The following is a 13,922-nucleotide window of genomic DNA, read 5'->3' on the forward strand; positions in this document are numbered from 1 at the left end:
ACATTTGTAACAACTCTCGATTGGTGTGCCAAACCGCTTTTTTCTGAAGAAGTGCGAACAGGCGGGGAACAGATGGCTCAAATCAGACCCGTCTCGCTCTGGGTGGCTATAATAGATTTATTTCATTCTATTCAAATGAAGCATAAGATAGATTTATTACTGGTATTTATAAACTTGTGTTGCTTTTTATGAAGATATGTAACATACTGTTGACTAGGAGGCAGAGATAAGCATAGCAACACGCTAGACGTTCAACATCTCTGAAGCTGTATGACCTATACCACCGATACTCGTTTCACTCCCTCGACACTGGCCACAGCCGTTCAAGAGGTTACCACTCTTTTCAACTGCCTGAGTGTGGATGACAAACTAGGACTTCTGTGGTTCATCTACACCGAAACGGGTCGTTCGATTACAGCCGCCGCTCCCGGTACGGCTCGCCTACAACTGGCGGAAGGGCTGCTCAATCAGGTCAAAGCACTCAGTTTCGATGATCAACTTCAATTCATGCGCGACTTGGTGGCCAATGTGGACACCCCTCTCACCCGTGCCTACGGTGTCTTTAGCCCCAACACCAAGCTCGCCTTCTGGTATCAACTGGCAGAACTGATGAAACAGGGGTTTGTGGTACCTGTGCCCCCCGGTTATACCCTCAGCCGCGATGCCGATCGCGTGTTTGCAGCCATCAAAGCCCTTGACTTTGGTCAACAGATTACTGTCCTGCGGAATGCAGTGGTCGCCATGGGGGTGGATCCACTTGCCGTCTAATTAAGATGCCATGGGTTACGCAAGGGGGCAATGTGCTCCCTTTTTTTGTCCAGATACAAACCACTGAGGAACTGAAACCATGACCCATCCTGTTCAAGGAAGTCCCATTCTCGGCATTGATGAGCCAACTATAACTGCCTATTTTGCTGCCCTCAATGAGGAACGCTACGAGGCTGTGGCCGCTCTGTTTGCTGAAGAAGGAGTTCTCTATCCGCCCTTTGAGGATGCTGTGGTGGGTCGGGGGGCGATCGCCCATTATCTCCACCTTGAAGCCGTGGGTATGCGGGCAGAACCCCTTAAAGGAGAACTACTAAGCACAGAGGGCACAGAACGTCGCTACCGCCTTGTGGGTAAAGTTACACTCCGCCTTTTTAGCGTCAATGTGGCTTGGCAATTTGGCCTCAATGCTGAGGATCAAATCACATTTGTGAAAGTGGATTTGCTGGCAACCTTGGAGGAACTCCTCAACTATCAGCCTCTACGTCAGCAGCGCTAGGGCGACCGGGAAACACCTCGGACTCTAAGGCCTCCACGCGATCGCGCAAATTGTGGAGAATGCCCGAATGACTCAGACGCACCGCTGCCAACTGTTCCCGTAGGCGATCGTAGTTTTCGGGCAGTTGTTGGCGCAGATGAATCACTTCACGGCTAAGGGCATTCACCCGTCGCTCTAGATCCGCCAGCCGTTCAGGCAAATGCTCCGTTTGAATATAAAACTTGCAGACAATGTCAACAATTGCCGCTTCAAGGCTAGTAAATTGATGCTCCCGCTGATAGGCATACAGCCAACTGAGAACATCGGGCGGTAAATGCTCCGTAATTTCCGACTCAGAATTCACGATTCTATCCTGTGGCAGGCTGTACTTCTATTGTGTCGCTTTAGGGAGAGCAGTGGCGAGAGGGTCGAAGCATCGGAATGGACACCTGTAGTCAGGCAAGGCCACTGCCATTGAGTAAAAACTTGGGAGGCGTCAGCCAAAAGAGTTGACTATTACCAAGGGGATCGGTTTCTGGAATCTGCAGGCCAATAATGCCGGCTTTCTTGAGCTGGAGGTGTCCCAAGGCTTTGCCACAGATGAGCAGTTCTGCCCAGTGACTAAGATTGGGTTCATGACCCACGGCAATCAGGGCTCCCTCATGGTCTTGACGCCAGTGGTTCAGCCACTGCAGCCAATCTGGCAAACGACCGCTTGGCGCCAACAGGTCAGAAATCATCAGATCGGGGGCAACCCCCACTTCAAGGAGAATTTCTGCGGTTTGCCGTGCCCGCACTAGTGGGGAGGAGAGAATCAGTTCTGCTTCAATGCCTAGATCCAATAACCGCCGCGCAATCTGCTGGGTTTTCTTTTCGCCTTTGGCCGTCAGGGGGCGATCGCTATCACTGCCTTCAAACACTTCCCGTTCGACCGCGATTCCGTGGCGGAAAAAAAAGACTGTTAGCTCCGTCATAAAGACCTAAAACTTGATTACTACAAACAGTGCCTTACTCCGTACCGTGGAGGACATTGTTCTTCGGATTGACGAGGTGGAGGAGCTTCTGCTTAATCTGCGTATCGTAAACGCTCCACTTGAGTTTAGCGTATTCTGGATTTTCATTGAGACCCGACAAGAAGCCCACGGGAATTTCAAAACCGCCGGCCTGGGAGCGACCGCCACCAAAGAAGCGTCCTTGGCGATCCTTACCAAAGGCCTCTTTGATAAATTCGTCGGGGTCAAGGGTAATTTTTGTTGTGCGCAGCGAACCGATAATCAGTTCCACTTCTTCATCTTCGTCGTGGACGAGGCCATAGACAACGGCAGTGTGGACGTTCTCTTCAGTCACAAGGAAATCCGCCGCTTGGGGAATGGCATCGCGGTCTTCGTAGCGGATATAGCCCACGCCAGAAATTGAGAAATTGTTGTGAATGGAGCGGTTTTTCAGCGATCGCTCGATCACATCCATCACCTGCTTCGAGCGGTGGGACTGCAAAATGGTGTTCAGCAGTTGATAATCAATAAAACGACTCAGGAAGGCGGCTGCGAGAAAGTCCTCTTCTTTGGCTTGTTTGAGGCAATCGGTGTCAGAGCGCAGGCCATGCATCAGAGCCGTGGCACATTTCACGTGAACTGGGTTACTACTGTCGAGGGTGAGTAGCCCCGCTTGCAGGTATTGGGTAAAGATGGTAGCCGTGGCGCGGGTCGTGGGTCGAATGTCTGTAAACTCGGCTTGAATGACTTCTTGGAGACTGTGGTGATCAATGATGGCGATCGCGGGCAGGCCTGCCTCCTGTACCATGGGCAGCAATTGACTGGTGGTGCCTTGGTTGTCAATGAGAACGTAGCCTTGGTAACAGGTACAATCCCGCTGATCTTTATTTTTCGTACCTTGCACCGCCCAGCGCACAAGGGGCATCCCCGTCAGCCGCACTAGGGTGATATTCTCCTGATGGCTCAGGGCACCGGCGTAGGCAATATCGCACTGAATCTCAAACTGCTCAGCAATAAGCTTATAGGTCCATGCCGAAGAGAGGGCATCGGGGTCAGGAAAATCTTGGAGAATAATCAACTGCCGCGTACCGCGATGGCGTTCCAACATTTGCCGCAGCGCTTCGGCACGAGGGTCACTCAAGCGAACTTCCGCCTTGGCCAATTCTGTAGAGGTCGTCTCCGATTTCACCAGTGCGTTACCATTCAGTTCAGGATGAGTAGAACCGACGTCACTGGCAGCAGGGTCACTGAGTTCAAGTGGATAGGGAGATTGCATAGTTGTTTCAGCGTTGGATAACAGGGTTGAACCCAATGGGGAACGCGCAGAAGATAATTGTCGTCACCATACCGTCAACGACTCTATCTCGATCTTGGCAGATATTTTATCGTTTGGCATCCCCCCTTGGACAGCGGTTGCGCCAGTGGCGATCGTCCCATGCTTGGCAGCCTTTAGCTTTTACTTTAGCGATCGCGCTGTTTTTGGCGGGAACCCACAGTGTGAAAGCGCAGCAGGTGTGGCGAGGCAGTGAATTGGTATCCTTGCAGCGAGCCTACGATGAGTGGCAGCAGAAACACATCCTCTATTTGGGTGAAACCCATGACAGCGCTGCTGACCATCAGGCGCAACTGTTGATTTTGCAGGAATTGCAACGGCGGGGTCGCCCCCTAGCGATCGCCCTAGAAATGATGCAGCGCCCCTTTCAAAGCGCCCTTGATGCCTACATTGGCGGTGAAATTACGGAAATGGAACTGCTGGAGCAAACCCAATATGCTCAGCGCTGGGGCTTCCCTTGGTCGCTCTATGCACCGATTTTTCGCTTTGCCAAGGAGCAGCAGATTCCCCTAATTGCCCTAAATACGCCCACCGAAGTCACCCGCCAAGTGGCACGCCAAGGTCTCGAGAGCTTAGGGGAAGATGATTTTCGCTATATTCCACCCCTATCAGATATTGACTTGAGCAACACTGCCTATCGCGATCGCCTGCAGGAGATTTTTGTTGCTGCCCATCAAGGGATGAGCCACAGTATGAATTTTGACTTCTTTTACCAAGCTCAAGTCCTTTGGGATGAAACCATGGCCAAAGTCATTGCTAAACAGCATCAGCGGCATCCCGATCGCCTGATTGTGGTGCTGACAGGGCGGGGTCATGTTTATTTTGGCGATGGCATTCCCCAACGGGTACAGCGACGGCTCTCCCCCAACCTCCGCCAAGCAATTATCCTCCTCAACCCGACAGCAACGGAAAAAGCCAAACCCCGCATTGCCGACTGGTTCTGGCAAAATGATCCCTCTCTCTAACCTAATCCGCCAAGCCATGTTCAAGGGCAAAGCGCACGAGTTCTGTGCGGCTACTGGTACCGGTTTTCACAAAGAGGCGACTGACATACTTTTCAATATTGCGAACACTGGTATTCAGTTGGCTGGCAATTTCCTTATTCATCAGACCCTTGACCACCAGTTGCAGCACACTGGCTTCGCGGGGGGTGAGATCCAGTTGAATTGGGGGAGCCGTGGGATTGCGTTTGCCCTGTTGGACGAGCATTGCCCGCAGTTCGGCAATTTGTTGGGCTAGATTGGCCAGATTGGGTTCGGTCTCATCGCGAGCAGCCGCTTGCCGCCGCAGCAGATTTTTAATGATGGCCACCAGTTCATCGGGGTCAAAGGGTTTGGCTAGGTAGGCATCACAGCCAGCATCATACCCTTGGATGCGATCGCGCTTCATGCCCCGCGCTGTGAGGAAGATAACGGGAATATGGTTGAGATGGGGCTGTTGGCGCACTGTTTCCAAAAAAGCATAGCCATCCATCTGCGGCATCATAATATCCGTAATAATCAGGTCGGGCACATTGGTTTCTAGGTACTCCAGAGCCGCTTGACCATTGGCCACTGCTGTTACTTCAAAGCCACTGTCCTCTAAATAGGCCGTTACCGCCTCGCGCACTCCCGGCTCATCATCCACCAGCAATAATTTTGCTGTCATTGGCTCTCTCCTAAGATCAGTAGGACTTAATTTATCCATGCTCTACCATATTGGCTATTGGTAGTACTTGGGTGGAATATCGAATGGCGATTATTGCGCTGCGGGCATGGTACCTACCGCAGTATGAACCCCTCGAACACATCGAGCAACGCCCCCACGATCTACGGCTCAACAAAAGTAGCTTGCTGAAAACGGCATTGCGGGCAGATTTTCTCGATGACTTAGAAACGGTGCAGCGTTCGGAGTGGTTTCAACGCTATCGCCTTGGGGAAACGGTGGAATTTTATATTGAGGGCAGTGGCAGCTATACAATTGCCAACATTGATGTTCTCAGTCATGAAATCTATTTCATCAAGAGCGATCGCCTGAGTTACTTGGAACCAACCCTCTTTTTCAGTGCCGCCGATAGCCCCAGTAGTGACGAGATTCGCACCGCCCTCAAAGCATTTGTGACCAATACCCCTAGTCGCTTCCCCTTGGAACTGGTCGAAAGCCCACGCTCAGCCACGGCTCCTCTGCGTCTGGATAGTCCCGTGATCACCCAATTGCGTCGCTCACTGCTCTTTATTGCAGATGGGAGTGGGAATGAACAGTTGCATGCAATGGTTGCCCTCGAACTGGGCTATGCCCTAGCCAGTAAACGCCGCAATCAACTCCTTGTTATTCAGCAGGAGCACCCCAGCCAGCGGGCGCCTCTTCCCATTGAAGTTCCCAGTCGCCAGCGCCTCATCTATAGCCATTCCCAAGAGCTAGCCGAGAAGTTGCCCACCGTACTGCAAACGCTCCTAGAACCTTTTGATTTCCATTGATACTTGCATAGGGAAGCCCGTTTCGGGAATAACCTGACCGTTAACGAACGAGATCGTAGAGCAGGTGGGAAGGAACTCCTGCCGCCAAGAGAAGGCGCGGTAGAGTGGGCAGGACACGACAGCAATGCCGAATGAAATCATGGATCCACCGTTGCAAGGTTTCGACTTCATAGTTGGTTAAAAGTTGATCGTGGGGCGTGAAGTTACGGTTGTGGAACTGCTCCACTTGAATTTGCGCCAACCAGCTTTCACGGGGTCGTGTCAATAACCAATAGTTAGTGACAATCATTTTGCCAAGGTAGCGTACCGTTACTTCTGTAATTCGCCGACAGTATTCATAGTAATCAGCAAGGTTTGTCGATTCATGGTTTACCCTAGGCACAGGAATCTGCTCTTGAGTTTCCGCAACCTGACTAAAGAAAGACATCAAATCTGTTAAGGCACTGTGGGAGACAGGAAGTTGAATACCAATGAGGTCAAAAATTTTTTGCTCAATCTGTTGAAGCTGGTGAGTGTGATGTGGTTCGTTAACTTTTATTTTTTGATGTAACTCAATGAGAAATTCTAATTGATTCAGTTGTGGATAGGTTAAATGATCTAGATTAATGTAACGCTCTAGGTATTCTTCCTCAATGCCCAGTGGGTGTGTGTCACGGGCAACATAGGATTGAATGGCGGGATGCTCTGCCAGTAAGCGCCGCATATAGTAGCGAGTGACTGGAGAAATATTCATAGGGGGAACCCTCACAGTTAGGACAGGACATAGCTGCAAAAGGGAGAGAGGCACGTGACATGCACGTACTTTCAGGTGTGTAAGAAGTTAAGTCAATGATGAATACTTAATACTTGTTTAACAAACGCAGGGACTAGGGAAGCAAGTTAACATAACCAAATAGTTATTCAAAAAACTAATCATCGTCATCAGGGAAACACCAATCACTTCAGGTTTACAAGTAAATTTACGGTATTTAAGTTAAAAGAGAACTCTAACTGTGTTGGATGAAACATGTTTCTGTTATAAATGCTCAGATCTGAGATCGTCAAGTATTGATTGATACAAATAGTGTCAAGTATTAATTGATACAAATAGTTTTGCGTCACCATTCTGTAACATAGCCGCTACGTGACACTGCAAAATTTAAGAAATCGTTTACATTAGTTCATATTGAGCCTAAATTTGGTAGCCAAGGCTACAAATGTTGTCAATAAATGATTTGATTTTTTTATATTCTGATTACAACTCTTTACATTAATTTTTATTAATTACAGCAGCTCCATTTCTATCCACAGACGGGGATCATTCATCCCCTTGGTTGTAGGGTTGATCGGCAAAGATACAGTCAGAAAATTTCTGGGGCGATCGCGAGTGATCTGCCAATGCAGCAATGGTATCCGCTGTTCCGAGAAATCAGCGATGATTGTCTTACCCTTGATGCTGTTTAACCTCTCATCTCGTTATTGAGCCGCCTATGCTTGCTGTTTATCCTGGAAGCTTTGATCCCATTACCCTAGGGCACTTGGACATTATTGAGCGGGGTGCTCGTCTCTTTAGTGAAGTGATTGTGGCGATCGCCCATAACCCTCAGAAAAAAGCCCTCTTTAGCGTGGCGCAGCGGATCAAACAAGTGCAGGCGGCAACTGTCCACTTAAAAAATGTGCGGGTGGATACCTTTGATGGCCTCACCGTTGAGTACGCGCGATCGCAACAGGCAACAGTTCTTCTGCGGGGGCTACGGGTTCTGTCGGACTTTGAATACGAGCTGCAGATGTCCCACACCAATAAAAGCCTCTGGCCAGAGATTGAGACCGTGTTCCTCACCACGTCCAATGAGTATAGTTTCTTAAGTAGTAGCTTAGTAAAAGAAATTGCCCGATTTGGCGGTAATGTTCGTCATCTAGTACCAGCCACTGTTGCAAAGGATTTAGAAGCATGCTTTACTCAAACGCCGATCGCATCTCAACGACCACTGGAGTAAATGAAGCGCTTGATGTCCCTTCCGTACCGCTGCAACTCCTGCAACAATTGGAAAAGCTGGAAGAACTCCTGATTCTCGAAGGGACGAAGATCCCGCTGACCGGCCGCAAACTCATTGATGAAGAGCAGATCCTAAACCAACTTGCCCACATTGAACAGGCGATCCCCGAATCAGTGAAGACAGCGCAGCGGATTCTCAATCAGCGGGATGAGATCATTAAACAGGCCCAGCACCGCGCCCAAGAAATTATCCGTGCCGCAGAGCAACGCGCTGCCCAAATTGCCGATGAACTGCGGATTCGCCAGCAGGCAGAACTCGAAGCCCAAAAAATTCGCCAGCAGGTGCAGCAAGAGGTGGAGTTTATGCGCCAGCGCGCGATCGAGGAAATCAATCTGCTACGGCAAAACACAGAAAAAGAACTAGCCCATCTGCGCCAAGTGACCCGCCATGAATGTCAAGAGCGGCAACAGGAAGCGGATGCCTATGCCGATCGCACCCTTGCGGAAATGGAACGCCAATTCAAGGAAATGCTAGCGGTGATTCAAAATGGGCGCCAATACCTCAAGCAGCACCAAGCCCACCGTCAACCCTAGGCAATACCCCAATTCAATTGTCACGCTAGCGGGCTTTCACAGGCTCTAGGGTAAAAAACGTTTGAAAAATTTGCGTATCCACCTCATTCATTTGCTGCTGCAAGTGATCGAGGAACTCGTGCATGCCTTGGCCAATAATTTCATCAATCGTCAAATAGTCCAGTTGCGATCGCAGGCGTCCCAGTTGGCGTTCCACGGGCTGGTGCCAGCTCCCCAAGGGCGTCCCTGTAATTTTGTAGAGGGATTTTTCCACCTGCAACAGACAAAAGCGGATCGCGCGGGGAAACTCGGCATCGAGAATCAAAAACTCTGCGACCCCTGCGGGTGTAATCCGATGCGAACCCCGTTTACGATACATCTCATAGGCACTGGCGGACTTGAGGAGCGCAATCCAACCCAATTCATCAATGGGCGTGCCCACATCTTCCACTGAGGGCAACAGCAGATAGTATTTCACATCGAGAATCCGCGAGGTCTTATCGGCTCGCTCCAGTAGCCGCCCCATTTGACCAAAGTGCCACGCTTCATTGTGGCTCATCGTACTATCCATCACGCCGGCAAAAAGGTGACTGGCCTGTTTCACTTGCTCCAAAAAGCTGGCAATCTCCAATTGATCCGGGGCTTTAGCCGCCTCCCGCACCATTGTGTAGAAGGCATTCACCTGCTGCCACATTTCTGAGGAAATCACCTCGCGAATGGATGTGGCATTCTCCCGTGCCGTCCGCAGACAGGAGATGATCGAGTTGGGATAGGTGGTGTCAAAGGTGAGGAACTGAATCACATTTTCAGCCGTGGCCGTGCCATAGTGTTCCTGAAAAAAGGGCAAATCCCCCGTTGTTAGCACTAGGGGATCCCATTGACTTGAAAGACTCGTGGGCAGATCCAGCAGCATGTTCAAGTTGACATCAACAAAACGAGCAATATTCTCTGCCCGCTCAATGTAGCGATTTAACCAATAGACCGCATCGGCGACACGACTTAACATATACTGGCAAGCATTCACTCTCTGCCCACTCTAGCAACCTTTTCCCGTCCTGAGTATATGCAGCAAACCCGTCTTAATACCCTGCTTGATCGTTTAGGCGCCGGGATTCAGGAGCAGTTAAAAAATCCGTGGCGACGGCTAGCAACACTGAGTATTGCCTTTCTCTTTGGGGTGTTCTTGGGCTTAGCCATTTCCTCGAGTGCAGGTCAATTGGGCTATTTAGATATTGTGGCCTCGAGCATCGTAGCAATTATTGCTGAAGTGATTAGTGCTATGTTCTATAGCGATCGCTGGAAACTGCGGCAAACTCTCTTTGGCGAAATTCTCAATGCCTTGAAGTTCGGTCTCCTCTATGGTTTGTTCCTCGTTGCCTTCCTTCTGGGAAGTTAGTTGCTAATTCAATTGGAAACCTCATGAATGAGTATTGCGGCAATTTTAATCGCCATTCCCGACAATGAACCGCCAGCAGACCTTGAAGCACTCATCGCAGCCGCAGAGGAAGGAGACTTACCCAGTTGCATCCTAGAAACTGCATGGCACGGTCTGCAAACGACCCTAGCAAAACGTTTTGACCAGAGGCAATGGCTGCTGCCCACATCTATCCTGCTTCTCTTTTTAGCAAACCAGCAAGGGGCAGGAATACTCATTTACTGTGATTAGCCGAGGCTGGCATTCCCTTGTTACTCTCATATTTAAGAAAAGGGCTGTAATTTGAGTACAATAGTGTGATGCCAACGGCGGCTTGCCCTGTTGGTACGGCGTTTACCCTAAGTTGATCACTGCCTGCTATGGTTCAAGAGCGTAGTCTGCCCTCTTTGTCCATTCCCCAAACCACGATTACTCGTGAGCAGGGGTTAATGCTCTATGAAGATATGGTACTGGGGCGCACCTTTGAAGATAAGTGTGCCGAAATGTACTACCGGGGGCGGATGTTTGGCTTTGTCCACCTCTACAACGGTCAAGAGGCAGTCTCTACAGGTGTAATCAAGGCGATGCGTCCCGATGATTACGTGTGCAGTACCTATCGCGATCACGTTCATGCCCTGAGCGCCGGTGTTCCTGCCCGTGAAGTAATGGCTGAACTCTTTGGCAAGGCGACGGGGTGTAGCAAAGGCCGGGGCGGCTCAATGCACCTCTTTTCTGCTAAGCATAATCTCTTGGGGGGCTTTGCCTTTGTCGCTGAGGGGATTCCAGTCGCAACGGGGGCAGCATTTCAGACGATGTACCGCCGTCAGGTGATGGGCGATGCCAAGGCCGATCAGGTCACCGCTTGCTTCTTTGGTGATGGTGCCAGCAATAATGGCCAGTTCTTTGAGTGCTTGAATATGGCAGCCCTCTGGAAATTACCCATTCTTTTCGTGGTGGAAAATAACAAGTGGGCGATCGGTATGGCCCATGAGCGTGCCAGTTCCGAAACAGAAATCTACAAGAAGGCCAAGGTCTTTGGCATGGTGGGTGAGGAAGTAGATGGCATGGATGTGCTGGCGGTGCGTACAGTGGCTGAGGCAGCGATCGCCCGCGCCCGTGCCGGTGAAGGCCCCACCCTAATTGAAGCTTTGACCTACCGTTTCCGGGGGCACTCCCTTGCCGATCCCGATGAACTGCGCTCCAAAGAAGAGAAAGAATTTTGGCTGAAGCGCGATCCGATCAAAAAGCTGGGTGCCTACCTCGTGGAGCAGGAACTGGCCACTAGCGAAGACCTGCGTGCCATTGAGCAAAAAGTACAAGCGATTGTGGATGATGCTGTGGCCTTTGCCGAGGAAAGTCCTGAGCCTAAGCCCGAAGAACTCTACGACTACATCTTTGCGGATGAATAGGTTGGGCCGCTGCCAGCAAGGGGGGCATTGCCCGAAAAATAGGACAATTTTGCAACAGGAGCAAACTCACGCGGTAAAACGGTTCGGACAATCTCGGACAAAGCAATATCCCACTGTTGGCCAAGTCCACTGAACACTAGGAAACAAATGCCTAAGAAGCAACCGCAAACACAAATAAGTGGAATTTGGCATGTTGCAGGGGGCTGGGGTGTTGTCTTTTGGTAAACACTCGTCTGGCGAAATGCGCTGAGGGGCATAGCTCACAACGACAGTTCTAGGGGAAACTCGTGTTTAAGAGAACATTATTTAAAGATTAAGGGATTATAACCTAGCCCCACCCCCCTACAGCCCTTGGCTGATCCCAGTCTCAGCAACGTCAAGAATATATTTTTATCAATGAATAAACCATTGCTGGGTCTGTTGACTAGGATAGTCACTAGAATAAAAGGAGCTTTCCCTAGAACATTGGCATGTTGTTGACTCCTCCTTTGTTTGCCTGGCTGGATGGTCTCTGGGATGGGGTATTCTCCACCCAAGGGATCATGATCATGCTGCTGATGGGCTACGCAGGGGCGATGTGGCTCTTTTTGTCCAGTGCCCCCAAGGTCTATACGATCATGGTCTCGGATTTGGAGCACGCGCGGCAGTTCTACGAGCAGGAGTTGCATTTGCCGATCGCTGATGTACCGCTGCACTACTACTACAACTATGAGCAAACCCTTGGCGTGGCTTCGATGGATCCGCTCTATGTGCCCTCGGCCTTGAGCTACAGCAGCCCCAAGCGCCCCAGCCCTAGTGATGGGTTGTGGTACCAACTCAAGAAAAATACGCAACTGCATGTCATTAGTGGTGCCAGCAAGGGGGAACGCCACCGTCAGCGCCATGTCTGCTTTGACCGTGAGTGCCTCAAACTCCTATTGCTGCGGATTCAACGGCGGCAGTTGCGCTACAAAATGCGCAGCGATCGCCCCCTCAATTTCCTTGTCAAGGACTACGACGGCACCGTGATTGAAATGGCAGAAATTTCGGCGCGGCCATGACAGACCTCCAAGAACTCCCTAGTCGTGGTCATCTCTTGACGGAGCAGATCAATCCCGCCAGCCAGAATCTGGATCAGCTCACTCCCTTGGAACTAGTTGATCTGTTTAATCAGGAAGATGCCCAAACGCTGCGGGCGATCGCCCAAGCCCGCGAGGCCTTAGCCCAAACCATTACCGCCACAGCAGTCCGCCTCCGCCAAGGGGGACGCCTCTTCTACGTTGGTGCCGGCACCAGTGGTCGCTTGGGGGTTTTGGATGCTGCGGAATGTCCACCCACCTTTTGTACACCGCCCCATTTGGTTCAAGGCATTCTGGCCGGCGGTGAGGCTGCCCTTGTGCGCAGTTCCGAAGGCCTTGAGGATCGCTACGAAGATGGCGCCGCCGTGGTGGGCGATCGCCAGATTACTGCCCAAGATGTGGTGATGGGTATTACCGCTGGCGGAACCACTCCCTATGTTCATGGGGCACTGGATGCAGCGCAAGCAGTAGGGGCACTTACGGTCTTTATGGCCTGTGTTCCCTCGGATCAGGTACAGCGGGCTGCCGACATTGACATTCGCCTACTGGTGGGGCCTGAACTCCTTGCTGGATCCACCCGTTTGAAAGCCGGTACTGCCACAAAAATGGCACTGAATATCATTTCCACGGGGGTGATGGTGCAGTTGGGCAAAGTCTATGGCAACCGCATGGTGGATGTGGCGGTCACCAATCGTAAGCTCTTGGATCGTGCCCTGCGGATTCTCACGGATCTCACGGGGATTGATCGCGCAGCAGCAGCAGCTCTCCTCGAACGCAGTGGCTACCAAGTGAAGCGTGCCCTGCTCATGTACTGGACAGAACTGGATGCCCTTGCCGCTCAAGCTCTACTCGATCAACACAATGGCCAACTGCACGCGGCCAAAAGTGCTGTCCTGAACCCCTAAATGCCCACTTTGAAGCCAAGACCGCGATTATTGCGGGGTTCCTCAAACTGCCTGTACACCTTTGGATCGGGGCGAGTAGGCACAGGCGAAATCTCTAGGCTGTTTTCAATCTCTGCCATATTACTCGCAGGTGGGACAGCATTGGGGTTTGCCGCAGGATCGGGGGCTGATTGCAGTGCCGATCGCAACTCGGGGCTAACTTGAATCGTGCCAATGGCAGCGGAATTAGCAAAGACAGGTACAGCAGGCAGCATACTGGCAATTACTATCCAAGGGATTGAGGAGAAACGCATAGTAAAGAATCCTCAAGGGGGTTAGAAATTAAGCACTTAAGAACCCCTAACTGCGTTGGGAGTATTCTCTATGTTTTCTATTTTAGGGCAGCCACCTCTCCCTTGGTTGCCGCAAGGGATCCCTTCTGTGGTGGCAAGATAACAATAGGACGGAGAGAGAGGGATTCGAACCCTCGGTGAGTTGCCCCACACAGCATTTCCAGTGCTGCGCCTTCGACCACTCGGCCATCTCTCCACGTTTAGGCAGTTCTACTATCCTATCAGAAGTCCT

The 13,922-nt window shown here is 51.0% G+C and carries 18 protein-coding genes and 1 tRNA gene; 11 read left to right on the forward strand and 8 right to left on the reverse strand.

Annotated elements, in window-relative coordinates; all coding sequences use genetic code 11:
• Nucleotides 1-270 precede the first annotated feature (270 nt).
• The gene (locus tag RHK62_RS08495) at nt 271-768 is read left to right on the forward strand and encodes an orange carotenoid protein N-terminal domain-containing protein (protein ID WP_206199593.1); all 498 of its coding nucleotides are present in this window, start codon (nt 271-273) and stop codon (nt 766-768) included.
• A gap of 79 nt (nt 769-847) precedes the next feature.
• Nucleotides 848-1,264: a nuclear transport factor 2 family protein gene (locus RHK62_RS08500; protein WP_206199594.1), complete on the forward strand. Its 417-nt coding sequence runs from the start codon at nt 848-850 to the stop codon at nt 1,262-1,264.
• Here the strand turns inward: RHK62_RS08500 and RHK62_RS08505 are convergent.
• The 3 genes from RHK62_RS08505 to RHK62_RS08515 form a co-directional block, all read right to left on the reverse strand.
• Complete coding sequence (locus tag RHK62_RS08505; RefSeq protein WP_310453575.1) at nt 1,233-1,607, reverse strand: hypothetical protein; 375 nt, start codon at nt 1,605-1,607, stop codon at nt 1,233-1,235. The two genes, RHK62_RS08500 and RHK62_RS08505, sit on opposite strands and share 32 nt — an antisense overlap.
• 91 nt (nt 1,608-1,698) lie before the next feature.
• Complete coding sequence (gene sixA, locus RHK62_RS08510; RefSeq protein ID WP_206199596.1) at nt 1,699-2,217, reverse strand: phosphohistidine phosphatase SixA; 519 nt, start codon at nt 2,215-2,217, stop codon at nt 1,699-1,701.
• Nucleotides 2,218-2,251: 34 nt separating this feature from the next.
• Nucleotides 2,252-3,511, reverse strand: coding sequence for a bifunctional oligoribonuclease/PAP phosphatase NrnA (locus tag RHK62_RS08515; RefSeq protein WP_206199597.1), 1,260 nt, complete (start codon nt 3,509-3,511; stop codon nt 2,252-2,254).
• 113 nt (nt 3,512-3,624) lie between these two features.
• Between RHK62_RS08515 and RHK62_RS08520 the strand changes: the two genes are divergently transcribed.
• A complete protein-coding gene (locus RHK62_RS08520) occupies nt 3,625-4,533 on the forward strand; it encodes a ChaN family lipoprotein (RefSeq protein ID WP_310453576.1) in 909 nt (302 codons plus the stop codon).
• Nucleotide 4,534: 1 nt separating this feature from the next.
• On the opposite strand, the gene RHK62_RS08525 is transcribed toward RHK62_RS08520, so the two are convergent.
• Nucleotides 4,535-5,215 (reverse strand): response regulator transcription factor, encoded by a 681-nt coding sequence (locus RHK62_RS08525; RefSeq protein ID WP_302677934.1) that lies wholly within the window; start codon nt 5,213-5,215, stop codon nt 4,535-4,537.
• Nucleotides 5,216-5,298: 83 nt separating this feature from the next.
• On the opposite strand from RHK62_RS08525, the gene RHK62_RS08530 reads away from it, so the two are divergent.
• Nucleotides 5,299-6,024 carry a hypothetical protein gene (locus tag RHK62_RS08530; RefSeq protein ID WP_206199600.1) on the forward strand — a complete coding sequence of 242 codons (726 nt, stop codon included), beginning with the start codon at nt 5,299-5,301 and terminating at the stop codon, nt 6,022-6,024.
• 40 nt (nt 6,025-6,064) lie between these two features.
• Here RHK62_RS08530 and RHK62_RS08535 read toward each other — a convergent pair whose 3' ends face one another.
• Complete coding sequence (locus tag RHK62_RS08535; RefSeq protein WP_206199601.1) at nt 6,065-6,757, reverse strand: hypothetical protein; 693 nt, start codon at nt 6,755-6,757, stop codon at nt 6,065-6,067.
• 736 nt (nt 6,758-7,493) lie between these two features.
• Between RHK62_RS08535 and coaD the strand changes: the two genes are divergently transcribed.
• Together coaD and RHK62_RS08545 are read left to right on the forward strand one after the other, a co-directional pair.
• A complete protein-coding gene (gene coaD, locus RHK62_RS08540) occupies nt 7,494-8,000 on the forward strand; it encodes a pantetheine-phosphate adenylyltransferase (protein WP_206199602.1) in 507 nt (168 codons plus the stop codon).
• Complete coding sequence (locus RHK62_RS08545) at nt 7,955-8,593, forward strand: ATP synthase F0 subunit B (RefSeq protein ID WP_206199603.1); 639 nt, start codon at nt 7,955-7,957, stop codon at nt 8,591-8,593. The genes coaD and RHK62_RS08545 overlap by 46 nt, the downstream gene beginning before the upstream one ends.
• Nucleotides 8,594-8,618: 25 nt before the next feature.
• Here RHK62_RS08545 and RHK62_RS08550 read toward each other — a convergent pair whose 3' ends face one another.
• Nucleotides 8,619-9,578, reverse strand: coding sequence for an alpha-E domain-containing protein (locus tag RHK62_RS08550; protein WP_302677938.1), 960 nt, complete (start codon nt 9,576-9,578; stop codon nt 8,619-8,621).
• 57 nt (nt 9,579-9,635) lie between these two features.
• Between RHK62_RS08550 and RHK62_RS08555 the strand changes: the two genes are divergently transcribed.
• The 5 genes from RHK62_RS08555 to murQ all read left to right on the forward strand — a co-directional run bounded on the left by RHK62_RS08555 (nt 9,636) and on the right by murQ (nt 13,358).
• Nucleotides 9,636-9,968, forward strand: coding sequence for a DUF565 domain-containing protein (locus RHK62_RS08555; RefSeq protein WP_206199605.1), 333 nt, complete (start codon nt 9,636-9,638; stop codon nt 9,966-9,968).
• Nucleotides 9,969-9,995: 27 nt separating this feature from the next.
• Nucleotides 9,996-10,238: a hypothetical protein gene (locus tag RHK62_RS08560; RefSeq protein WP_302676312.1), complete on the forward strand. Its 243-nt coding sequence runs from the start codon at nt 9,996-9,998 to the stop codon at nt 10,236-10,238.
• Nucleotides 10,239-10,366: 128 nt separating this feature from the next.
• Entirely contained in the window at nt 10,367-11,395 is a 1,029-nt protein-coding gene (gene pdhA, locus RHK62_RS08565) for a pyruvate dehydrogenase (acetyl-transferring) E1 component subunit alpha (protein WP_206199607.1), read from the forward strand.
• Between the two features lie 470 nt (nt 11,396-11,865).
• The gene (locus RHK62_RS08570; RefSeq protein ID WP_310453577.1) at nt 11,866-12,435 is read left to right on the forward strand and encodes a glyoxalase-like domain protein; all 570 of its coding nucleotides are present in this window, start codon (nt 11,866-11,868) and stop codon (nt 12,433-12,435) included.
• The gene (gene murQ, locus RHK62_RS08575) at nt 12,432-13,358 is read left to right on the forward strand and encodes an N-acetylmuramic acid 6-phosphate etherase (RefSeq protein ID WP_310453578.1); all 927 of its coding nucleotides are present in this window, start codon (nt 12,432-12,434) and stop codon (nt 13,356-13,358) included. Before RHK62_RS08570 ends, murQ begins: the two co-directional genes overlap by 4 nt.
• Here murQ and RHK62_RS08580 read toward each other — a convergent pair.
• Together RHK62_RS08580 and RHK62_RS08585 are read right to left on the reverse strand one after the other, a co-directional pair.
• Nucleotides 13,355-13,651, reverse strand: coding sequence for a hypothetical protein (locus RHK62_RS08580; RefSeq protein ID WP_206199610.1), 297 nt, complete (start codon nt 13,649-13,651; stop codon nt 13,355-13,357). The two genes, murQ and RHK62_RS08580, sit on opposite strands and share 4 nt — an antisense overlap.
• A gap of 150 nt (nt 13,652-13,801) precedes the next feature.
• Nucleotides 13,802-13,886: transfer RNA gene (locus RHK62_RS08585), tRNA-Ser, on the reverse strand.
• Nucleotides 13,887-13,922 lie beyond the last annotated feature (36 nt).

This window comes from Thermosynechococcus sp. HY213 (assembly GCF_031460975.1).
In the GTDB taxonomy this organism is placed as follows: Bacteria; Cyanobacteriota; Cyanobacteriia; order Thermosynechococcales; family Thermosynechococcaceae; genus Thermosynechococcus.